Source organism: Rhodobacter sp. Har01, assembly GCF_020564565.1.
Classification (GTDB): Bacteria; Pseudomonadota; Alphaproteobacteria; order Rhodobacterales; family Rhodobacteraceae; genus Pseudogemmobacter.
In genome coordinates this window covers 16228-37416 of sequence record NZ_JAJCTD010000012.1, presented here as the reverse complement: position 1 = coordinate 37416, position 21189 = coordinate 16228, and the positions used below count along the sequence as shown (strand labels likewise).

Annotated in this window: 16 protein-coding genes, 1 tRNA gene and 1 pseudogene; 13 read left to right on the top strand and 5 right to left on the bottom strand. The window is 65.8% G+C overall.

The genetic code is table 11. The features are described from left to right. Positions 1-164 (top strand): annotated as a pseudogene (gene tuf, locus LHP98_RS18305) (elongation factor Tu); the annotation flags it as partial. A gap of 122 nt (positions 165-286) precedes the next feature. Here the strand turns inward: tuf and LHP98_RS18300 are convergent. Beyond that, entirely contained in the window at positions 287-1582 is a 1296-nt protein-coding gene (locus LHP98_RS18300; protein ID WP_227253999.1) for a hypothetical protein, read from the bottom strand. A gap of 125 nt (positions 1583-1707) precedes the next feature. Here LHP98_RS18300 and LHP98_RS18295 point away from each other — a divergent pair, with 125 nt between their 5' ends. From LHP98_RS18295 to LHP98_RS18240, 12 genes are all read left to right on the top strand, one after another. Next, positions 1708-1968, top strand: a complete 261-nt coding sequence (locus tag LHP98_RS18295; RefSeq protein WP_227253998.1) for a hypothetical protein — start codon at positions 1708-1710, stop codon at positions 1966-1968. A gap of 67 nt (positions 1969-2035) precedes the next feature. Then, positions 2036-2111: transfer RNA gene (locus LHP98_RS18290), tRNA-Trp, on the top strand. A 207-nt stretch (positions 2112-2318) separates the two neighbouring features. Further along, a complete protein-coding gene (secE, locus tag LHP98_RS18285; protein WP_227253997.1) occupies positions 2319-2507 on the top strand; it encodes a preprotein translocase subunit SecE in 189 nt (62 codons plus the stop codon). Between the two features lie 157 nt (positions 2508-2664). Beyond that, a complete protein-coding gene (gene nusG, locus LHP98_RS18280) occupies positions 2665-3198 on the top strand; it encodes a transcription termination/antitermination protein NusG (RefSeq protein ID WP_227253996.1) in 534 nt (177 codons plus the stop codon). Between the two features lie 107 nt (positions 3199-3305). Beyond that, complete coding sequence (rplK, locus tag LHP98_RS18275) at positions 3306-3758, top strand: 50S ribosomal protein L11 (protein WP_227253995.1); 453 nt, start codon at positions 3306-3308, stop codon at positions 3756-3758. 5 nt (positions 3759-3763) lie between these two features. After that, positions 3764-4462 carry a 50S ribosomal protein L1 gene (gene rplA / locus LHP98_RS18270; RefSeq protein ID WP_227253994.1) on the top strand — a complete coding sequence of 233 codons (699 nt, stop codon included), beginning with the start codon at positions 3764-3766 and terminating at the stop codon, positions 4460-4462. Positions 4463-4720: 258 nt separating this feature from the next. Beyond that, positions 4721-5236 (top strand): 50S ribosomal protein L10, encoded by a 516-nt coding sequence (gene rplJ / locus LHP98_RS18265; protein ID WP_227253993.1) that lies wholly within the window; start codon positions 4721-4723, stop codon positions 5234-5236. A 65-nt stretch (positions 5237-5301) separates the two neighbouring features. Next, on the top strand, positions 5302-5676 hold the full coding sequence (gene rplL / locus LHP98_RS18260) for a 50S ribosomal protein L7/L12 (RefSeq protein WP_227253992.1): 375 nt from the start codon (positions 5302-5304) through the stop codon (positions 5674-5676). 246 nt (positions 5677-5922) lie between these two features. Then, on the top strand, positions 5923-10059 hold the full coding sequence (gene rpoB / locus LHP98_RS18255; protein WP_227253991.1) for a DNA-directed RNA polymerase subunit beta: 4137 nt from the start codon (positions 5923-5925) through the stop codon (positions 10057-10059). A gap of 97 nt (positions 10060-10156) precedes the next feature. Beyond that, positions 10157-14443 carry a DNA-directed RNA polymerase subunit beta' gene (rpoC, locus tag LHP98_RS18250; RefSeq protein WP_227253990.1) on the top strand — a complete coding sequence of 1429 codons (4287 nt, stop codon included), beginning with the start codon at positions 10157-10159 and terminating at the stop codon, positions 14441-14443. Between the two features lie 251 nt (positions 14444-14694). Next, positions 14695-15918, top strand: a complete 1224-nt coding sequence (locus LHP98_RS18245; RefSeq protein WP_227253989.1) for a flavin-containing monooxygenase — start codon at positions 14695-14697, stop codon at positions 15916-15918. Positions 15919-15967: 49 nt separating this feature from the next. Further along, positions 15968-17338, top strand: a complete 1371-nt coding sequence (locus LHP98_RS18240) for an FGGY-family carbohydrate kinase (RefSeq protein ID WP_227253988.1) — start codon at positions 15968-15970, stop codon at positions 17336-17338. Here the strand turns inward: LHP98_RS18240 and rhaM are convergent. The 4 genes from rhaM to LHP98_RS18220 are packed head-to-tail and all read right to left on the bottom strand — an operon-like array spanning position 17326 to position 21119. Further along, positions 17326-17640: an L-rhamnose mutarotase gene (gene rhaM, locus LHP98_RS18235; protein ID WP_227253987.1), complete on the bottom strand. Its 315-nt coding sequence runs from the start codon at positions 17638-17640 to the stop codon at positions 17326-17328. The genes LHP98_RS18240 and rhaM overlap by 13 nt on opposite strands. A 10-nt stretch (positions 17641-17650) precedes the next feature. Further along, on the bottom strand, positions 17651-18604 hold the full coding sequence (locus LHP98_RS18230) for an ABC transporter permease (RefSeq protein WP_227253986.1): 954 nt from the start codon (positions 18602-18604) through the stop codon (positions 17651-17653). Beyond that, positions 18601-19614: an ABC transporter permease gene (locus LHP98_RS18225; RefSeq protein WP_227253985.1), complete on the bottom strand. Its 1014-nt coding sequence runs from the start codon at positions 19612-19614 to the stop codon at positions 18601-18603. Before LHP98_RS18225 ends, LHP98_RS18230 begins: the two co-directional genes overlap by 4 nt. Next, positions 19611-21119 (bottom strand): sugar ABC transporter ATP-binding protein, encoded by a 1509-nt coding sequence (locus LHP98_RS18220; protein ID WP_227253984.1) that lies wholly within the window; start codon positions 21117-21119, stop codon positions 19611-19613. Before LHP98_RS18220 ends, LHP98_RS18225 begins: the two co-directional genes overlap by 4 nt. Positions 21120-21189 lie beyond the last annotated feature (70 nt).

Sequence of the window (21189 nt, the reverse complement as noted above, 5' to 3'; positions counted from 1 at the left end):
CCGTGCAGCTGCCGGAAGGCACCGAGATGGTGATGCCGGGCGACAACCTGAAGTTCGAGGTCGAACTGATCGCGCCGATCGCGATGGAAGAAAAGCTGCGCTTCGCCATCCGCGAAGGCGGCCGCACGGTTGGGGCGGGGGTCGTTTCCAAGATCATCGCTTGATGATCCCGGAAACTCGCGGCGGCGCCGGCGTCGTCTCGAAGATCATCGCGTAAGGCAGAGTCGGGCTGAAGCCCGACCCACGGAAAATCTGGAAGGGCCGTCCTTGTTGGGCGGCCTTTTCGTTATTCCAGCCATGCGGCGACAAGGGCGGTTGTGCGGGCCGACCCGATCTCAATGGCCATCTGCACGGCCTCGACGTCTCGCCCAAGTGCCGCCAGCACGGGCGCAAGTTCATATTGCAGTATCCTGCCATAGTGCAGATGATCCGGCACACGACCCAACCGATCAATTGTTGATGTTGTGCCTTCAACGTCGCCCACTCTGATCTGTGCCTTCCCCAGGGCGTAAAGCACTTCGGCCTGTTCTTCGGGTGGCATCAGGGCCAGAAGGGCCTCGACAGGCTCCGGTCCGTGTACCAGTGCGGCGTCAACGGCCACGTCAAGGCTGTAGGTCCGCTGATTGGGCTTGATCATTGACACCAGACGCCACGCAGTGTCCGCATCCCCGGTTGCCAGTGCGGCGATAACGGAGGCTTCCAGGTGGAATGAATCCCCACTTTCGACGATTGATTCCGGAAGCATCTGTGCCTTCGAGCCATCTCCTGCGCGGGCCCAGACCTCAACAATGATGAAGCTGACAAGAACGTCGAGGTCGGCTGAATTGGCCAGCTCTGGCATCTGAAGGACCTCAATCGCCTTCGTCAGCTCGCCAGCCATCGCGAACGCGAGAGCAAGGGCGGCGAAGCCGCTGGTGCGGTGCTTGGCGTCTGTCCAGCTGGAGATTTCTTTCCATGCCCCGGTCAGCGCCCCCTTTGCGAAAAGCGCTGCTAAGATCATTTGATGATCTGGCGCCAAGTCGTCCAAAAGGTCGACAAAGCCAACCGTCACGCGGGGCACATCGCTGCCTCGGGCTTCCGTCAACCGCGCATATCGCGGCAAGACATCTGCCGAGATGGCGGCGACTTTGGTCCGGATTGCGTGCAACTGTTCGGGCGGCATGAAATCTGGTGGGGCCTCGACGGGCAGGCCCGCCTGACGGTTCAGATCGGCCATTGTGAGAACGAACCACTCGGTCAGTGCCGGAGACTCATCGATCAGCGTTCCGCCAAGCATCAGGCCGCTCCACCCCGCTTTTATGGCCTTTCTCATCGCCATCGGGTCAGGATCGGCCAAGGAAAGCTTGACCAGCAGGGCTGCAAGCGTTTCGGCATCTTGGCCGGTCTGTTCCAGTTCCTGCAGATAGGCCACCGCCAGATAGCCTTCGGCAATCAGCCACGTCCAATCCTCGTCATCCGCCTGACGCAGCGCCATCTGGAAGACGCAGTCTTGCGTGGGGTGCGGAAGGCAATCCGGCGTTTCGGCGTGTAGGGGCAGGGTGCCGACAAACAGCAGGGAAAGGGCAAGGATCAGTCGGTTCACGGCCCAGTCCATGGCAAGTTGCGGTGTTCTCCGGCACCGGATACACGCCAAATCGCGCGCCTTTGTGGCAATGGGCCGCTTCTGCTCAGCCGTTCTCTACGTACCTTGCCACCAGAAGCGCCACCTTGAGCCCGAACCCGGAGGCCACCCCGATGACATTCCGCCCGCCCGCCTTGCGCGCTCTTGCCGCCGTGCTTGCCCTTGCCGCCTGCGTCTCGACCAACGACACCCTCTCTGCCGCGGACCGCAGCGAGATTGGTCGGCTGGTACCTGGCGCGCAGCTGGATGGCCTGACGCGGACGCAGATCACGCAGTTGCAGCAGGCGCTGCATAACGGCGACGGCTTTGACACTGCCTACGACATCCAGTCGATCCTGGCCCGCTGACCGCCCGCCGCGGCAGGGAATCCTCTTGACCGCGCCCGCGCCCTGCCGTAACCCACGGGCCGACCACAGGGGTATAGCTCAGCTGGTAGAGCGACGGTCTCCAAAACCGTAGGTCGCGGGTTCGATCCCTGCTGCCCCTGCCATCTTCCCAAACCCGCACAACCCTGCCCCAGCCTCCGCATGAGGTTGACTGCAAAGGATCTTCGCACTTCCCGGCGCGACCCGGGCCACGCTCTGCGACCCCGACCCGATGGCAGAGAAGCCGCCGTCTTCTCTCGCCGCTTGAAATCCGGTCCGGCAGGCCGTATCTCGGCCCCGACCCAATGACCCCGAACCCAAAAGGGCAGCCCATGGCCGCGAACCCGCTCCAGTTCCTCCAGCAAGTCCGCGGCGAGGTGGCCAAGATCCACTGGCCGACCCGGCGCGAGGTGCTGCTGACCACGATCATGGTCTTCATCCTGGCCGCGCTGACCGCCACCTTCTTCAGCCTGGTGGACATCCTGATCCGCTGGGGCCTGCAGCTGGTGATCGGCGCCTGAGACCGGTTTCCTCTTGATCGCGGGCAGCCAAGCCGCTAATCCCGCGCCAACCAGAGGCAAACCGGCGCGCAGCGATTCGGCATGCGCGCTGTTTTTTGTTCCGGGCAGACACGAAGGGGCGGCAAGCCTCTCAAGGCATGAAGGTGGAAGCGAGACCATGGCAAAGCGCTGGTATTCGGTGAGCGTTCTCTCGAACTTCGAGAAGAAGGTCGCCGAACAGATCAAGACGTCCGTGGCCGACGCGGGCCTGGGCGACGAGATCGACGAAGTGCTGGTGCCCACCGAAGAGGTGATCGAGGTGCGCCGCGGCAAGAAGGTGACCTCCGAGCGCCGCTTCATGCCGGGCTACGTGCTGGTCCACATGGAAATGTCGAACCGCGGCTATCACCTGATCAGCTCGATCAACCGTGTGACCGGCTTCCTGGGCCCGCAAGGCAAGCCGATGCCGATGCGCGACCATGAGGTCAACGCCATCCTGAACCGTGTCGAGGAAGGCCTGGAAGCGCCGCGCAACCTGATCCGCTTCGACATCGGCGAGAAGGTCAAGGTCACCGACGGCCCGTTCGAGGGCTTTGACGGCATGGTCGAGGAAGTGGACGAAGGGGCGAACCGCCTCAAGGTCTCGGTCTCGATCTTCGGGCGTGCGACGCCCGTGGAATTGGAATTCACCCAGGTGTCGAAAGGCATCTGAGGCGAAGCGCGCGGGAGGCGAGCGCGGGCGACAAACCCGTGACGGACCGTACCGCTAAACCGCGCCCCACCCAATTCCGGGCGGCGCAGTGAGAAGGAGAGGGCCAGATGGCCAAGAAGATCATGGGCAGCCTCAAGCTGCAGGTGAAGGCGCAGCAGGCCAACCCGTCGCCCCCGGTGGGCCCGGCGTTGGGTCAGCGCGGCCTGAACATCATGGCGTTCGTGAAAGAGTTCAACGCCAAGTCGGCCGAACTGCCGCCCGGCACGCCGACCCCGGTGATCATCACCTACTACGCCGACAAGTCGTTCAGCCTGGAACTGAAGACGCCGCCGGCCTCGTTCCTGGTCAAGCAGGCGGCCGGCCTGCCGGCCGTGGGCAAGCGCTCGCGCACCAAGGGTTCGGCCAAGCCGGGCCGTGAGGTGGCCGGGTCGATCACCGTGGCGCAGGTGCGCAAGATCGCCGAGACGAAGATGAAGGATCTCAACGCCAATTCGGTCGAAGCGGCGATGAACATCATCCTTGGCTCGGCCAAGTCCTGCGGCATCGAAGTGAAGGGCTGAGCATCATGGCCAAGATCGCAAAGCGCGTGAAGAAGGCGCAGGAACAGTTCGTCGGCAAGACCAACCTGACGGTGGAAGACGCCGTCGGCCTGATCAAGCAGGCGGCCTCCGCCAAGTTCGACGAGACCGTCGAGATCGCGATGAACCTGGGCGTTGACCCGCGTCACGCCGACCAGATGGTCCGCGGCGTGGTGGCGCTGCCGAACGGCACCGGCAAGACGGTGCGCGTGGCGGTGTTCGCCCGCGGCGCCAAGGCTGACGAAGCCAAGGCGGCGGGCGCCGACATCGTCGGCGCCGAAGACCTGATGGAGACCATCCAGCAGGGCAAGATCGAGTTCGATCGCTGCATCGCCACCCCCGACATGATGCCGCTGGTCGGCCGTCTGGGGAAGATCCTGGGGCCGCGCAACCTGATGCCGAACCCCAAGGTCGGCACCGTGACGATGGACGTGAAGACGGCCGTCGAAGGCGCCAAGGGCGGCGAAGTGCAGTTCAAGGTCGAGAAGGCCGGCGTGATTCATGCCGGCGTCGGCAAGGTCAGCTTCAGCGACGAGAAACTGGCGCAGAACATCCGCGCCTTCGTCGATGCGGTCAGCCGCGCCAAGCCCTCGGGGGCCAAGGGGACCTACCTCAAGAAGGTCTCGCTCAGCTCGACCATGGGCCCGGGCGTGTCGCTCGACCTGGCTTCGGCCACGGCGCATTGAACCCAGGGGCGGGGTGAACCCCGCCCTGACGAATTCCCGATGCCGACAGGCAAAGGGATGGCGGGGCGAAAGCCGCCCCGTCCTGTCCGAGACGGCGGGTGGTGCGCAAACACCGTAAATCCTGCCCGAGATGGGGAACGAGACGAATGTCGCCTTCGGGTGATCTTGGCCTTCGGAACCCTTGACCGGACCGAGAAGCCCCCCGCAAAGGGGGCCAAATGAGAGCCGGGGGGAAACCCCCAACCTTGGAGTGAAACTGTGGATAGAGCCCAGAAAGAGAAAGTGGTCGAGGAACTCGGCCAGATCTTCGAAAGCTCTGGCGTCGTGGTGGTTGCCCACTACGAAGGCATGACGGTTGCACAGATGCAGGACCTGCGCGCGAAGCTTCGCGACGTGGGCGGGTCCGTCCGCGTTGCCAAGAACAAGCTCGCCAAGATCGCCCTGGAAGGGAAGCCCGCCGAAAAGATGGGTGACCTGCTCACGGGCATGACCGTGTTCGCCTATTCGGAAGACCCCGTGGCTGCGGCCAAGGTCACCGATGCCTATGCCAAGGGCAACGACAAGTTCGTCGTGCTTGGCGGGGCCATGGGCAGCACGATCCTGGACCAGGCTGGTGTGAAAGCCGTTGCCTCGATGCCGTCGCGCGAAGAGCTGATCGCTCAGATCGTGTCGTGCATCGGTGCGCCGGCTGCGAACATCGCCGGGGCCATTGGCGCGCCTGCTGCAAACATCGCGGGCATCCTGAAGACCATCGAGGAAAAGGCTGCGGCCTGATCTTCGGCATCCTTCGTGGTTGAACACACGTCGTTGGAACCCATCTAACATACGGAATGAGAAAAATGGCTGATCTGAACAAACTCGCCGAAGACATCGTCGGTCTGACCCTTCTGCAAGCGCAGGAACTGAAGACCATCCTCAAGGACAAGTATGGCATCGAGCCGGCCGCCGGTGGCGCCGTCATGATGGCTGCCGGCCCGGCCGCCGCCGCCGAAGCCGTGGAAGAAAAGACCGAGTTCGATGTCGTCCTGACCGACGCCGGCCCGAACAAGATCAACGTCATCAAGGAAGTCCGCGCCATCACCGGCCTGGGCCTCGTCGAGGCGAAGAACCTTGTCGAAGCTGGCGGCAAGGTGAAGGAAGGCGCGACCAAGGCTGACGCCGAGACGATGAAGAAGAAGCTCGAAGACGCTGGCGCCAAGGTCGAGCTCAAGTAATCGCGCGTGCGGAACCTTCCGCTGCGATGATTTTGCGGCTGGGGGCAGCATCGCCTGCCCCCAGCCAAATCGCGTCTTGAAGGGGGCTTTCCTGCAAAGCCTCGTTCCGGGTGCGATCACCGGTTCGGGAGCCGCCTGACGGGACAGGTGGCAGGTATGGAACCGCACGTTCCCTCGCCAATCGGCGCGCCTTCCGTGGCCCGACGGAAGCCCGCGCCGGCGAAAAGATGAAAGGTTACGACGAGCATGGCGCAGCAAGCGTACGTTGGCCAGAAGCGGATTCGCCGGTATTACGGGAAGATCCGCGAAGTCCTGGAAATGCCGAACCTGATCGAGGTGCAGAAGTCGTCCTACGACCTGTTCCTGCGCTCGGGCGACAGCGACAAGCCGCTGGATGGCGAAGGCATCCAGGGCACCTTCCAGTCGGTGTTTCCGATCAAGGACTTCAACGAGACGGCCGTCCTGGAATTCGTCAAGTACGAGTTGGAAAAGCCGAAATACGACGTCGACGAGTGCATGCAGCGCGACCTGACCTATGCCGCGCCGCTGAAGGTGACGCTGCGCCTGATCGTGTTCGATGTCGATGAGACGACCGGCGCGCGGTCGGTCAAGGACATCAAGGAGCAGGACGTCTACATGGGCGACATGCCCCTGATGACGCCGAACGGCACGTTCATCGTGAACGGCACCGAGCGGGTGATCGTCAGCCAGATGCACCGCAGCCCCGGCGTGTTCTTCGACCACGACAAGGGCAAGACCCATTCCAGCGGGAAACTGCTGTTCGCCTGCCGCATCATCCCGTATCGCGGCAGCTGGCTGGACTTCGAGTTCGACGCCAAGGACATCGTCTTTGCCCGCATCGACCGCCGCCGCAAACTGCCGGTGACGACGCTGCTCTATGCCCTGGGCATGGATCAGGAAGGCATCATGGATGCCTATTACCAGACGGTCCAGTTCAAGAACGTCAAGAACAAGGGCTGGGTCACCAAGTTCTTCCCCGAGCGTGTGCGCGGCACCCGTCCGACCTACGATCTGGTCGATGCCGCCACCGGCGAGGTCATCCTCAAGGCCGGCGAAAAGGCCACCCCGCGGATGGTCAAGAACTGGATGGACGAGGGCAAGGTGACGGAGCTTCTGGTTCCGTTTGACCACATCGTCGGCCGCTATGCCGCCAAGGACATCATCAACGAACAGACCGGCGAGATCTGGGTCGAGGCCGGCGATGAACTGACCTGGGAACTGGACCGCGACGGCGCGCCCAAGGGCGGCACCGTCAAGGTGCTGCTGGACCAGGGCGTGACCGACATCCCGGTGCTGGACATCGACAACGTCAACGTCGGCCCCTACATCCGCAACACCATGGCGGCGGACAAGAACATGGGCCGCGACACCGCGCTCATGGACATCTACCGCGTCATGCGCCCTGGCGAGCCGCCCACGGTCGAGGCCGCAAGCCAGCTGTTCGACACGCTGTTCTTCGACAAGGAACGCTATGACCTGTCCGCCGTGGGCCGGGTCAAGATGAACATGCGGCTTGACCTGGGCAAGCCCGACACCCAGCGCACGCTGGACCGCGAGGACATCATCTCGTGCATCCGCGCGCTGGTCGAACTGCGCGACGGCAAGGGCGAGATCGACGACATCGACCACCTCGGCAACCGCCGGGTGCGCTCGGTCGGCGAACTGATGGAGAACCAGTATCGCGTCGGCCTCTTGCGCATGGACCGTGCGATCAAGGAACGCATGTCGTCGGTGGAAATCGACACGATCATGCCGCAGGACCTGATCAACGCCAAACCGGCGGCGGCTGCCGTCCGCGAATTCTTCGGCTCTTCGCAGCTGTCGCAGTTCATGGACCAGACCAACCCGCTGTCGGAAGTGACCCACAAGCGCCGCCTCTCGGCGCTTGGCCCGGGCGGTCTGACCCGTGAGCGCGCCGGTTTCGAGGTGCGCGACGTCCACCCGACCCACTACGGCCGGATGTGCCCGATCGAGACGCCGGAAGGCCAGAACATCGGCCTGATCAACAGCCTGGCGACCTTCGCCCGGGTGAACAAGTACGGTTTCATCGAGACCCCGTATCGCAAGGTGATCGACAACAAGGTGACCGACGAGGTCATTTACATGTCGGCGACCGAGGAAATGCGCCACACCGTCGCCCAGGCCAACGCGGCCCAGGACGCCGAGGGGCATTTCACCGACGACCTGATCTCCAGCCGGAAATCGGGCGAGTTCATGCTGAACCCGCCGGATGCGATCGACCTGATCGACGTGTCGCCGAAACAGTTGGTGTCGGTCGCGGCCTCGCTGATTCCGTTCCTGGAAAACGACGACGCCAACCGCGCGCTGATGGGCTCGAACATGCAGCGCCAGGCGGTGCCCTTGCTGCAATCCGACGCGCCGTTTGTCGGCACCGGGATCGAGGCCGTTGTCGCGCGTGACTCGGGCGCTGCCATCATGGCGCGGCGGTCGGGCGTGATCGATCAGGTGGATGCCACCCGTATCGTCGTGCGCGCCACCGAACTGCTGGAGCCGGGCGAGCCGGGCGTCGACATCTACCGCCTGCGCAAGTTCAAGCGCAGCAACCAGTCGTCCTGCATCAACCAGCGTCCGCTGGTGAAGGTCGGGGACAAGGTGACCCGCGGCGAGGTGATCGCCGATGGTCCCTGCACCGACATGGGCGAACTGGCCCTGGGCCGGAACGTGATCGTCGCCTTCATGCCCTGGAACGGCTACAACTACGAGGACTCGATCCTGATCTCCGAGCGGATCCTCAAGGACGACGTCTTCACCTCGATCCACATCGAGGAATACGAAGTCGCCGCCCGCGACACCAAGCTGGGGCCGGAAGAGATTACCCGCGATATCCCGAACGTGGGCGAAGAAGCCCTGCGCAACCTGGATGAAGCCGGCATCGTCTATATCGGCGCCGAGGTGAACCCGGGCGACATCCTGGTCGGCAAGATCACCCCCAAGGGCGAAAGCCCGATGACGCCGGAAGAAAAGCTGCTGCGCGCCATCTTCGGCGAAAAGGCCAGCGACGTGCGCGACACGTCCCTGCGCCTGCCGCCGGGGGCCTATGGCACGGTGGTCGAGGTGCGGGTGTTCAACCGCCATGGCGTCGACAAGGACGAACGCGCGCTGCAGATCGAGCGCGAGGAAGTCGAACGCCTGGCGCGCGACCGCGACGACGAGCTGGCGATCCTGGAACGCAACATCTACTCGCGCCTCAAGGCGCTGGTGCTGGGGCGCGAGGCGGTGAAGGGCCCGAAGGGCATCAAGGCCGGCTCGAAGATCGACGAAGAGCTGCTGGGCACGCTGAGCCGTGGCCAGTGGTGGCAGCTTGCCGTCGCCGAGGAAGACCAGGCCAAGGAAATCGAGGCCCTGCACGACCAGTATGAGCAGCAGAAACGCGCGCTTGACCACCGCTTCGACGACAAGGTCGAGAAGGTCCGCCGCGGCGACGACCTGCCTCCGGGCGTGATGAAGATGGTCAAGGTCTTCGTCGCGGTGAAGCGCAAGCTGCAGCCGGGCGACAAGATGGCCGGCCGGCACGGCAACAAGGGCGTCATCTCCAAGGTCGTGCCGATCGAGGACATGCCGTTCCTGGCCGACGGCACCCATGTCGACCTGGTGCTGAACCCGCTGGGCGTGCCCAGCCGGATGAACGTCGGGCAGATCCTCGAGACGCACATGGGCTGGGCCGCGCGCGGCCTGGGCATCCGCATCGACGAGGCGCTGCGCGACTATCGCCGGTCGGGCGACCTGACCCCGGTGCGCGAGGCGATGCGCTTCGCCTATGGCGACGAAACCTATGACGGGGCCTTCGGCGGCATGGACAGCGACGAACTGGTCGAAAAGGCCGGACTGGTCACCGGCGGCGTGCCGATCGCCACCCCGGTCTTCGACGGGGCCAAGGAAGCGGACGTGAACGACGCGCTGCGCCGCGCGGGCTTCGACACCTCGGGGCAATCCGACGTGTTCGACGGCCGCACCGGCGAGAAGTTCCAGCGCAAGGTCACGGTGGGCGTGAAGTACATGCTCAAGCTGCACCATCTGGTCGACGACAAGCTGCACGCCCGGTCCACCGGCCCGTACAGCCTGGTCACCCAGCAGCCGCTGGGCGGCAAGGCCCAGTTCGGCGGTCAGCGCCTTGGGGAGATGGAGGTCTGGGCTCTGGAAGCCTATGGCGCCGCCTATACCCTGCAGGAAATGCTGACGGTGAAATCGGACGACGTGGCAGGCCGGACCAAGGTCTACGAGTCGATCGTCAAGGGCGAGGACAACTTCGAGGCGGGCGTGCCGGAAAGCTTCAACGTGCTGGTGAAGGAAGTCCGCGGCCTCGGCCTGAACATGGAACTCCTGGATGCGGAGGAGGAATAGGGCACGAGTTTTCGTCGAAAACTCGTGACTCCGATTTTTCGACGAAAAATCGGGGTCGCCCTGCCTCTGACCGCAGCCTCCTTTCAAGGATTTGGAAATGAACCAGGAACTCTCGACCAACCCGTTCAACCCGGTTGCGCCGGTCAAGACTTTCGACGAGATCAAGATCTCGCTCGCCAGCCCTGAGCGGATCCTCTCGTGGTCCTATGGCGAGATCAAGAAGCCCGAGACCATCAACTACCGGACCTTCAAGCCGGAGCGTGACGGGTTGTTCTGCGCTCGGATCTTCGGGCCGATCAAGGACTACGAATGCCTGTGCGGCAAGTACAAGCGCATGAAGTATCGCGGCGTCGTCTGCGAGAAATGCGGCGTGGAAGTCACGCTGCAGAAGGTGCGCCGCGAACGCATGGGCCATATCGAACTGGCCGCACCCGTCGCCCACATCTGGTTCCTCAAGTCGCTGCCCAGCCGCATCGGCCTGATGCTGGACATGACGCTGCGCGATCTGGAGCGCATTCTCTACTTCGAGAACTACGTCGTGATCGAGCCGGGTCTGACCGACCTGACCTATGGCCAGCTGATGACCGAAGAGGAATTCCTCGACGCGCAGGACCAGTATGGCGCCGACGCCTTCACCGCGAACATCGGCGCCGAGGCGATCCGCGAGATGCTGGCGGCCATCGACCTTGGCCCGCTGGCCGACCAGCTGCGCGAAGAGCTGAAGGAAGCCACCGGCGAGCTGAAGCCGAAGAAGATCATCAAGCGGCTGAAGATCGTCGAGTCGTTCCTGGAATCCGGCAACCGCCCGGAATGGATGGTGCTGACCGTCCTGCCGGTCATCCCGCCGGAACTGCGCCCGCTGGTCCCCTTGGACGGCGGCCGCTTTGCCACGTCCGACCTCAACGACCTCTACCGCCGCGTCATCAACCGCAACAACCGCCTGAAGCGCCTGATCGAGCTTCGCGCGCCTGACATCATCGTCCGCAACGAAAAGCGGATGCTGCAAGAGGCGGTCGATGCCCTCTTCGACAACGGTCGTCGCGGCCGCGTCATCACCGGCACCAACAAGCGCCCGCTGAAATCGCTGTCCGACATGCTGAAGGGCAAGCAGGGCCGGTTCCGCCAGAACCTGCTGGGCAAGCGGGTCGACTTCTCGGGTCGGTCGGTCATCGTGACCGGGCCGGAACTGAAGCTGCACCAGTGCGGCCTGCCGAAGAAGATGGCGCTCGAGCTGTTCAAGCCGTTCATCTATTCGCGGCTTGAGGCGAAGGGCCTGTCCAGCACCGTCAAGCAAGCCAAGAAGCTGGTCGAGAAGGAACGCCCCGAGGTCTGGGACATCCTGGATGAAGTCATCCGCGAACATCCCGTCCTGTTGAACCGCGCGCCGACGCTGCACCGCCTGGGCATCCAGGCCTTCGAGCCGATCCTGATCGAAGGCAAGGCGATCCAGCTGCACCCGCTGGTTTGCAGCGCGTTCAACGCCGATTTCGACGGCGACCAGATGGCCGTCCACGTTCCGCTCTCGCTGGAAGCCCAGCTTGAAGCGCGCGTGCTGATGATGTCGACCAACAACGTCCTCAGCCCCGCCAACGGCGCGCCGATCATCGTGCCGTCGCAAGACATGGTGCTGGGGCTTTACTACACCACCATGGAACGCAAGGGCATGAAGGGCGAAGGCAAGATCTTCGCCGACATCGACGAGGTCGAGCATGCGCTGGCCGCCGGCGAGGTGCACCTGCACGCCAAGATCAAGGCCCGCCTGCGCCAGGTGGACGAGGAAGGCAACATCGTCTGGAAGCGGTTCGACACCACGCCGGGCCGGCTGCGGCTGGGCAACCTCTTGCCGCTGAACGCCAAGGCGCCCTTCGATGTGGTCAACCGCCTCTTGCGCAAGAAGGACGTGCAGACCGTCATCGACACCGTCTACCGCTACTGCGGCCAGAAGGAATCGGTGATCTTCTGCGACCAGATCATGGGTCTTGGCTTCCGCGAGGCGTTCAAGGCCGGCATCTCGTTCGGCAAGGACGACATGGTGATCCCCGACAGCAAGTGGACCATCGTGAACGAGGTGAAGGAGCAGGTCGCCGGCTTCGAGCAGCAGTATCTGGACGGCCTGATCACCCAGGGCGAGAAGTACAACAAGGTCGTGGATGCCTGGTCGAAGTGCAACGACAAGGTGACCGAGGCGATGATGGCCACCATCTCGGCTCCGCGCTTCGAGGAGTCGGGCGCCGAGAAGGAGCCGAACTCGGTCTACATGATGGCCCACTCGGGTGCCCGCGGCTCGGTCACCCAGATGAAGCAGCTGGGCGGCATGCGCGGCCTGATGGCCAAGCCCTCGGGCGAGATCATCGAGACGCCGATCATCTCGAACTTCAAGGAAGGCCTGACCGTTCTTGAATACTTCAACTCGACCCACGGCGCCCGCAAGGGCCTGTCGGACACCGCGCTGAAGACGGCGAACTCGGGTTATCTGACGCGGCGTCTGGTCGACGTGGCGCAGGACTGCATCATCCGCAGCCACGATTGCGGCACCGAGAACGCGATCACCGCCTCGGCGGCGGTCAAGGAAGGCACCGAAACCGCGCCGCTGTCGGAACGCATCCTGGGCCGGGTGGCGGCGGACGACGTCTGCGTCCCCGGCACCACCGGCGTCCTGGTGGCCAAGGGCGAGCTGATCGACGAGCGCCGGGCGGACATCATCGCCCAGGCCGGCGTGCAGTCGATCCGCATCCGCAGCCCGCTGACTTGCGAGGCCGAGGAAGGCGTCTGCGCCATGTGCTACGGGCGCGACCTTGCCCGCGGCACGCTGGTCAACATCGGCGAGGCGGTCGGCATCATCGCCGCCCAGTCGATCGGTGAGCCGGGCACGCAGCTGACCATGCGCACCTTCCACATCGGCGGCGTGGCCCAGGGTGGCCAGCAGTCGTTCCTGGAAGCCTCGCAGGAAGGCAAGATCGAGTTCCGCAACGGCAATCTTCTGTCCAATGTGGCGGGCGAGCAGATCGTGATCGGCCGCAACATGCAGATCGCCATCGTCGATGAGGCGGGGCAGGAACGTGCCGTCCACAAGCTGACCTACGGCGCCAAGCTGCATGTCAAGGAAGGCCAGGCGGTCAAGCGCGGCACCAAGCTGTTCGAATGGGACCCCTTCAACCTGCTGATCGTGGCGGAAAAGGCCGGCGTGGCGCGGTTCAAGGACCTGATCTCGGGCATCTCGGTCCGCGAGGACACCGACGACGCCACCGGCATGACGCAGAAGATCGTGTCCGACTGGCGCTCGGCGCCGCGCGGGTCCGACCTCAAGCCGGAAATCATCCTGGTCGATCCGGCCACGGGCGACCCGGTGCGCGGCGACAACGGCAACCCGATCACCTATCCGATGTCGGTGGACGCCGTGCTGTCGCTGGAAGACGGGCAGGAACTGAAGCCCGGCGACGTGGTGGCGCGCATCCCGCGCGAAGGTGCCAAGACCAAGGACATCACCGGGGGTCTTCCCCGCGTGGCGGAACTGTTCGAGGCCCGTCGTCCGAAGGATCACGCGATCATCGCCGAGAACGACGGCTATGTCCGCTTCGGCAAGGACTACAAGAACAAGCGCCGCATCACCATCGAGGCCGTCGACGAGACGATCCAGCCGATGGAATACATGATCCCCAAGGGCAAGCACATTCCGGTTCAGGAAGGCGACTTCGTCCAGAAGGGCGACTACATCATGGACGGAAACCCGGCTCCGCATGACATCCTGCGGATCATGGGCATCGAGGCGCTGGCCAACTACATGATCGACGAAGTGCAGGACGTCTATCGCCTGCAGGGGGTCAAGATCAACGACAAGCACATCGAGGTGATCGTGCGGCAGATGCTGCAGAAGCTTGAGGTGCTGGATGGCGGCGACACCACCCTGCTGAAGGGCGAGCAGGTCGAGAAGCAGGAGCTGGAGGAAGAGAACGCCAAGTCCCGCGCCCGCGGCATGCGCGAAGCCAAGGCCGAGCCGGTTCTCCTGGGCATCACCAAGGCGTCGCTGCAGACCCGCAGCTTCATCTCGGCGGCGTCGTTCCAGGAAACCACCCGCGTGCTGACCGAGGCCTCGGTTCAGGGCAAGCGCGACAAGCTGGTGGGCCTGAAGGAAAACGTCATCGTCGGCCGGCTGATCCCGGCCGGCACCGGCGGCGCGACGAGCCGTGTCAAGAAGATCGCCGCCGACCGCGACCAGACGGTGATCGAAGCGCGCAAGAGCGAGGCCGAGCAGGCCGCCGCCCTGGCCGCGCCGGTAGAGGTGATGGAGACCGAGCTGGAAAGGGCCTTTGGCGCCGGTATGGACTCTGGCCCTGACTCGGGCCTGCACTCTGGCCTCGTGGACACCGTCGAAAGCCGCGACTGACCGTCCGGCCTTCGGGCGTGACAACAGGAGCCCCGCCGCCCGCAAGGCCGGCGGGGTTTTTCCTTGCCGGCCGGGCAAAGGCCCCCCGGAGACGGCGCCCACCCGCCCACCCCGCCGTCTCCGGGGGGCCTTGCGTCGGGCTGACGGGATAGGCGAAGGCTAATCGGCGCCTAGAGAGAAAATGGTTCTCCCTATGCAGACTCTCGCATACATCAATCGGCGGGGTCTTTGGGTTCTGCGAAGGGGAAGTCATGTCCGTTGAAGCCACCCACACGCTGATCGTCGGCGGCGGCCAGGCCGGGATTGCGATGAGCGAGCATCTGGGCGCCCGCGGCATCCCGCATCTGGTGCTGGAGCGCGACCGCATCGCCGAACGCTGGCGGACCCAGCGCTGGGACAGTCTGGTGGCCAACGGCCCGGCCTGGCACGACCGCTTTCCGAACCTCAGCTTCCAGGGCGTCGATCCCTTCGCCTTCGCCCCGAAAGACCGCATCGTCCGCTATTTCGAGGACTACGCGGCCCGCATCAAGGCCCCCATCCGCTGCGGCGTGAACGTCACCGCGCTGACCCGCAAGCCGGACGGCACCTTCCGCGCCGAGACCTCTGCCGGCGTGATCGAGGCGAAAACCGTCGTCGCCGCCACCGGCCCGTTCCAGAAGCCGATCCTCCCGGCCGTGGTGCCCGACAGCGCGGGCATCTTCCAGGTCCACTCGGCGGGCTACCGCAACCCGGGCCAGTTGCCCGCTGGCGCGGTGCTGGTGGTCGGTGCGGGATCGTCGGGCGTGCAGATCGCCGACGAATTGCAGCGCGCGGGCCGCAAGGTGTTTCTCTCGGTCGGCCCGCACGACCGCCCGCCGATCCGCTATCGCGGGCGCGATTTCGTCTGGTGGCTGGGTGTGCTGGGCAAGTGGGACGCCCCCACCGTGGCACCGGGGATGGAGCATGTGACCATTGCCGTCAGCGGCGCGCATGGGGGCCGCACCATCGACTTCCGCGGCCTTGCCGCGCGCGGGATGACGCTGGTCGGCCGCACCATTGCTTTTGACAAGGGCACCCTTCGCTTTGCCGATGACCTGGCCGGCAACATCGCCCGGGGCGACGCCAATTTCCTGTCGGTTCTGGACGAGGCCGACGCCTATGTTCAGGCCCACGACATCCCGCTGCCGCCCGAACCCGAGGCCCGCACGCTTGGCCCCCTGCCCGAGTGCGTGACCGATCCGATCCGGTCGCTGGACCTGGCCAGCGAGGGCATCGCCAGCATCGTCTGGGCCACCGGCTTTGCGCTGGATTTCGGCTGGCTGCAGGTTCCCGGCGCCTTTGACGCGCAGGGTCGGCCGGCGCACCTGAAGGGGGTGACGCAGGTTCCGGGCCTGTATTTCCTGGGGCTTGCCTGGCTGTCACGCCGCGCCTCGCCCTTCATCTGGGGCGTCTGGCACGACGCCGAATACCTCGCCACCCGCATTGCCGGCGGCTAGACTGGCCCGCGTGGCCGGTGCCGGGCAGGCTGGGGCAGGGGGAATGGCCATGCGCCATATCGCGGTGATCGACATCGGCAAGACCAATGCCAAGGTCTTGCGGGTGGACCTTGCGACCGGGTCCGAGACGGTGACGGCAAGGCGCCCCAACGCGGTGCTTGCCGGCGGCCCCTATCCGCATTTCGACCTGCCCGCGCTGTGGTCCTTCGTGAGGGAGGGCCTGCGCGACCTTGGCCGCGACGGCCCGGTGGACGCGATCTCGATCACCACCCACGGTGCCGCGGCGGCGCTGGTGGCCGGAGATGGCGATCTGGCGCTGCCGGTCCTGGACTATGAACACGATGGCCCCGACGCCTTGGCGGGCGCCTATGACGCCCTCCGCCCGGCCTTCCCTGAGACCGGCTCGCCGCGCCTGCCTCTGGGGCTGAACCTGGGCTCCCAGCTTTACTGGCTGTCGGAGCGGTTCCCCGACGGCTTTGCCCGCGCCCGGCACATCCTGACCCTGCCGCAATACTGGGCCTTCCGCCTGACCGGCGTCGCGGCCAGCGAGGCCACCTCGCTGGGTTGCCACACCGACCTGTGGGCGCCATGGACGGGGGAATTCTCGTCGCTGGTCGACCGGATGGGCTGGCGCGGCCTGTTCCCGCCGCTGCGCCCTGCCGCCACCCGGTTGGGGCCGATCCTGCCCGACATCGCGACGGCCACCGGCCTGCCGACCGACACGCCCGTCCTGTGCGGCATCCACGATTCCAACGCCTCGTTGCTGCCCTATCTGGGCCGCGAGGGGGCGCTTTCGGTGCTGTCCACCGGAACCTGGATGATCGCGATGGCGCTTGGCGGGGTGACAGCGCCGCTGGACCCCACCCGCGACGTGCTGGTGAACGTCAACGCAAAGGGTCAACCGACCCCCACCGCCCGCGCCATGGCCGGGCGCGAGTTCGACGAGGTGACGAAAGGCCGCATGGTGACCCCCACGCCGCAAGAGGAACGGGCGGTGCTGGGCCGGCCCACCCTGGCCTTGCCCTCGCACCACCCTGACACCGGCCCGTTTCCGGGGCAGGACTTCGCCTGGGTTCCCGGTGAGCCGGAAACCGACGGCGAACGCACCGCGGCCGCCTCGTTCCAGGCCGCGCTGACCGGGGCCGAGTGCCTGCGGCTGATCGGCGCCGCCGGCCCGACCTATGTCGAAGGCCCGTTCGGCGCCAACCGCGCCTTTGCCCGGATGCTGGCCACCGCCACTGGCCGCCCGGTCATCGCCACCGGGCAGGGGGCGGGCACTGGCCTTGGTGCGGCGCTGCTGGCCGGGCCGCTGCACAGCGCCCGACCCGACCCCGCGCCGGTTCTGCCCGAGGCTGACCCGCTGTGGCGCGCCTATGCCGCCCGCTGGCGGGCCGAGGTCGCCGCCCGTCAGGCCATGTAGAAGGTCTCCGCCAGGTCCACCGCCACCGGCGATCCGTCCGGGTTCGTCTGCATCAGGTCGCCCATGAAGGCCCACCAGCGCCGCATCACCGGATGGTCGGGCAAGCTGGCCATGCCGTGGTCGTCGCGCCGCTCCAGATAGCCGAACAGCACGCCGGTCTCTCGATCAAGGTGGATCGAGTAGTTCGAGATGCCGGCGTCGCGCAGCAGGGCCACCAGTTCGGGCCAGATCTCGTCATGCCGGCGGATATACTCCGCCCCGGCCCCCGGGTTCAGGAACATCTTGAAGGCGTGGCGTTGCATTCGCTCCTCCCTATCCTCGCGCGCGGCGGGCGCGCAGGTCGGCAATCAGGTTCGGCAGCAGGACCGAGGCGATCAGCAGCACCCCGATCACGCCGGTCTGGATGTGCCCGGTGATGTTGGTCAGCGCCATCCCGTTGCGCAGGTTCAGGATGATCAGGATCGACAGGACAACGCCGACCATCGACCCCCGGCCACCGAAGATGGAAACCCCGCCCAACAGGACCATGGTGATGATGTCCAGCTCGAACCCCAGCGCCGCGTCGCCGCGGACGCTGCCCAGCCGGGCGGCGTACAGCACCCCGGCCACCGCCGCGACGACGCTGGACATCAGGAACAGCACCGTCTTCACGCGCGCCACGTTCAGCCCGGAAAACCGCGCCACCTCGGCATTGGTGCCGATCACCACCACCTGCCGGCCAAAGCCGGTGCGGTGCAAGAGCACCCCCAAGCCCACCAGCAGCACCACGAACAGCACCAGCGACAGCGGCAGGGGGCCGATCAGGCCCTTTTGCCCCAGGTCGGTGAACCAGGCCGGAAAATCCCCCAGGCTCTGGTCCTTGACCAGCACGCGCGCGAGGCCGCGAAAGCCGATCAGCATGGCCAGCGTCACCACCAGCGACGGAATCCCCGCCCGCGCGATGAGCAGCGCGTTGATCGCGCCCGCCGCCAGCCCGACCCCCAGGCAGGCCAGGATCGCCGGCCCGCCGCCCCATCCGGCATGGGCCAGGTATCCGAACGTCGCCGCCGACAGCCCCATGACCGAGGCGACGGAGAGGTCGATCTCGGCATTCAGGATGATCAGCGTCATCACCAGCGCGACGATGATCTTCTCGATCGACAGCTGGAACAGGTTGATCTGGTTCTGCACCGTCAGGAACTCGGGCGCCAGAACGGCATTCGCGGCCAGCGTGGCCAGGAAGATCGCCAGAAGACCACCTTCCCAGGACTTCAGCGCCTGCATCATCCCGCGCCCCCCGACCCGGCCTTCAGCCGGCCCAGCGACCGGCTGGCGAAGGTGTCCACCGTCACCGCGGCCATGATCAGCATGCCCAGCAGCGCATCGCGCCAGAACTCGCTGACCAGCGCCCAGCGGGTCAACGAATTGTCGATGGTGTCGACCAGCACGGTGCCGATCAGCACCCCCAGCATGGTGCCCGACCCGCCCAGGATCGACACGCCGCCCACCACCACGGCGGCGACGGACTTGAGCTCCATCCCCATGCCGGCGACCACGGTGATGTTGCCGAACTTGGCCAGGAAGATGAACCCCGACAGCCCCGCCAGCGCGCCCGACAGCATGAAGGCCACAAAGACGACCCGCTTGGCGTTGATCCCCGCCATCACCGCGGCGTCGGGGTTCGACCCCACCGCATAGAACTTGCGCGCCGCCCGCAGCCGGCCCAGCGCCAGCCCCATCACGGCGCAGGCCACCACCGCCATGACCACGGTCACCCGGACATCCAGCCCGCCGACCGACAGCACCGTCGCCTGCGGCAGGTCGACCAGCCATTGCGGCAGGCTGGCCGTGGTGATGGTGCGGGCGTCCGACACCTCGACCAGAAAGGTGCGGAACAGCGCGAGGGTGCCCAGCGTCACGATGATCGACGGCACCCGCCCCCAGGCCACCAGCACACCGTTGATCGCCCCCGCCAAGCCGCCCACGCCCATGGCAAAGGCCAGCGCCAGGGCGGGATGCAGCTCGGGGTGGCTGCCCAGGAAGCCGCCGGTCAGATAGGCGACGACGCCCACCGTGGACCCGATCGACAGGTCGATGTTGCGGGTCATGATCACGATGGCCTGCCCCACCGCCACCGGCAGCACCACCGCGGCCGAAGTGCTGATGCGGTTGAACATCCGCGCCGACAGGTAGCCGTCGATCTGGGTCGAGAAGAACAGGATCGTCGCCAAGAGCGCCAGCGCCAGCGCTACCAGGCGCAGGGTCTGCGGCGAGATGCGGGTCAGCAGGCCGCTCATGCCGCCGTCCTTTCGCCCTGGCCGGTGGCAAGGCCGATCACCCGTTCCTGGCTGGCCTGTTCGATGAGCAATATCCCGGCCTGCCGCCCCTCGCGCATCACCAGAACGCGGTCGGCCAGCGCCAGCACCTCGGGCAGGTCGGACGAGATCACCAGCACCGCCACCCCTTCGGCGGCCAGATGCCGGATGATGTTGTGCACCTCGGCCTTGGCGCCCACGTCGATGCCGCGGGTCGGCTCGTCAAAGATCAGGACGCGCGGCTTGGTCTCCAGCCACTTCGCCAGCATCACCTTCTGCTGGTTGCCGCCCGACAGCTTGCTGACTTCGGTGCCCACGTCGGGCGCGCGGATCGCCAGTTGCCTGCGATAACCCTCGGCCATGGCGCGTTCGGCCTTGCGGTCGATCAGCCCGAAGGCGCCCAGAAGCTTGCGCAGCGAGGCCAGCGAGACATTGGCCAGGATCGGCAGCGTCATCGCCAGTCCCAGCTTGCGGCGGTCCTCCGAGACATAGGCGATGCCATGGTCCATCGCCGCGCGCGGGGTGGTCAGCGCCACCTCGCGACCGTCCAGCACCACCCGCCCCTCGGTCGCCGGGGCGATGCCGAACAACGCCAGCGCCACATCGGTCCGCCGCGCGCCCACCAGGCCGGCCAGGCACAGCACCTCGCCCCGCGCCAGATCGAAGCTGACGCCGTGGAACACCCCGGCGCGGCCCAGGCCCTGCACCGACAGCAGCACCTCGCCATGCGGATTGGCGGCGGTCTTCATCGCAAAGCTTTCCAGCGCGCGGCCCACCATCTCGGCCACCATGCCGTCCTCGGTGACTTCGGCGATGGGCCGGGTCGAGATGTGCTGGCCGTCGCGGATCACCGTCACCCGGTCGGCGATGCGAAAGATCTCGTCCAGCCGGTGGCTGATGTAGATCACCGCCACGCCCTGCGCCTTCAAGGCCCGGGCGATGGTCATCAGCCGTGCCACCTCATGCGCCGACAGGCTGGCGGTGGGCTCGTCCATGATCAGCACCTTCACCTGCAGGCTCAGCGCGCGGGCGATCTCCACCGTCTGCTGTTCGGCCAGTGTCAGCCCGCTGGCCGCGCGCCGCACGTCCAGCGCGACGCCCAGTTGGGCGACAATCGCCTCGGCCTCGCGATACAGTGCGCCCCAGTGCATCACCGCGCCCTTGGCTCGGTTCGAAATGAAGATGTTTTCCGCCACATCCAGATCGGGAAACACCATCGGCTCCTGATAGATCGCGGCGATGCCCGCCCCTTGCGCCTCTTGCGTGCTGCGCAGCACCACCGGCCGCCCCTCGACGACAACCTCCCCGGCGTCGGGCTGATAGACCCCGGTCATGATCTTGATCAGTGTCGATTTCCCTGCCCCGTTCTCGCCCACGATGGCATGCACCTCGCCCGGCAGCACCGACAGGCTCATGTCCCGCAACGCCGCCGTGGCGGCAAAGCTCTTCGAGACACCGCGCAGTTCCAGGATCGGAGAGACAGTCACCAGGCGCGACCCTTCCTGACAGACCTTCTGCCTTCATCTTGGCCGAAATACCCCGGGGGGTCGGGGGGGC

What these genes read in the sequence shown, in the direction of transcription:
- LHP98_RS18230 (WP_227253986.1), bottom strand. Translation starts at nt 18,604, where the DNA reads ATGATGCAGGCGCTGAAGTCCTGGGAAGGTGGTCTTCTGGCGATCTTC.
- rplL (WP_227253992.1), top strand. Translation starts at nt 5,302, where the DNA reads ATGGCTGATCTGAACAAACTCGCCGAAGACATCGTCGGTCTGACCCTT.
- LHP98_RS18240 (WP_227253988.1), top strand. Translation starts at nt 15,968, where the DNA reads ATGCGCCATATCGCGGTGATCGACATCGGCAAGACCAATGCCAAGGTC.
- rpoB (WP_227253991.1), top strand. Translation starts at nt 5,923, where the DNA reads ATGGCGCAGCAAGCGTACGTTGGCCAGAAGCGGATTCGCCGGTATTAC.
- rplA (WP_227253994.1), top strand. Translation starts at nt 3,764, where the DNA reads ATGGCCAAGATCGCAAAGCGCGTGAAGAAGGCGCAGGAACAGTTCGTC.
- rplK (WP_227253995.1), top strand. Translation starts at nt 3,306, where the DNA reads ATGGCCAAGAAGATCATGGGCAGCCTCAAGCTGCAGGTGAAGGCGCAG.
- rpoC (WP_227253990.1), top strand. Translation starts at nt 10,157, where the DNA reads ATGAACCAGGAACTCTCGACCAACCCGTTCAACCCGGTTGCGCCGGTC.
- nusG (WP_227253996.1), top strand. Translation starts at nt 2,665, where the DNA reads ATGGCAAAGCGCTGGTATTCGGTGAGCGTTCTCTCGAACTTCGAGAAG.
- LHP98_RS18225 (WP_227253985.1), bottom strand. Translation starts at nt 19,614, where the DNA reads ATGAGCGGCCTGCTGACCCGCATCTCGCCGCAGACCCTGCGCCTGGTA.
- secE (WP_227253997.1), top strand. Translation starts at nt 2,319, where the DNA reads ATGGCCGCGAACCCGCTCCAGTTCCTCCAGCAAGTCCGCGGCGAGGTG.
- rhaM (WP_227253987.1), bottom strand. Translation starts at nt 17,640, where the DNA reads ATGCAACGCCACGCCTTCAAGATGTTCCTGAACCCGGGGGCCGGGGCG.
- LHP98_RS18245 (WP_227253989.1), top strand. Translation starts at nt 14,695, where the DNA reads ATGTCCGTTGAAGCCACCCACACGCTGATCGTCGGCGGCGGCCAGGCC.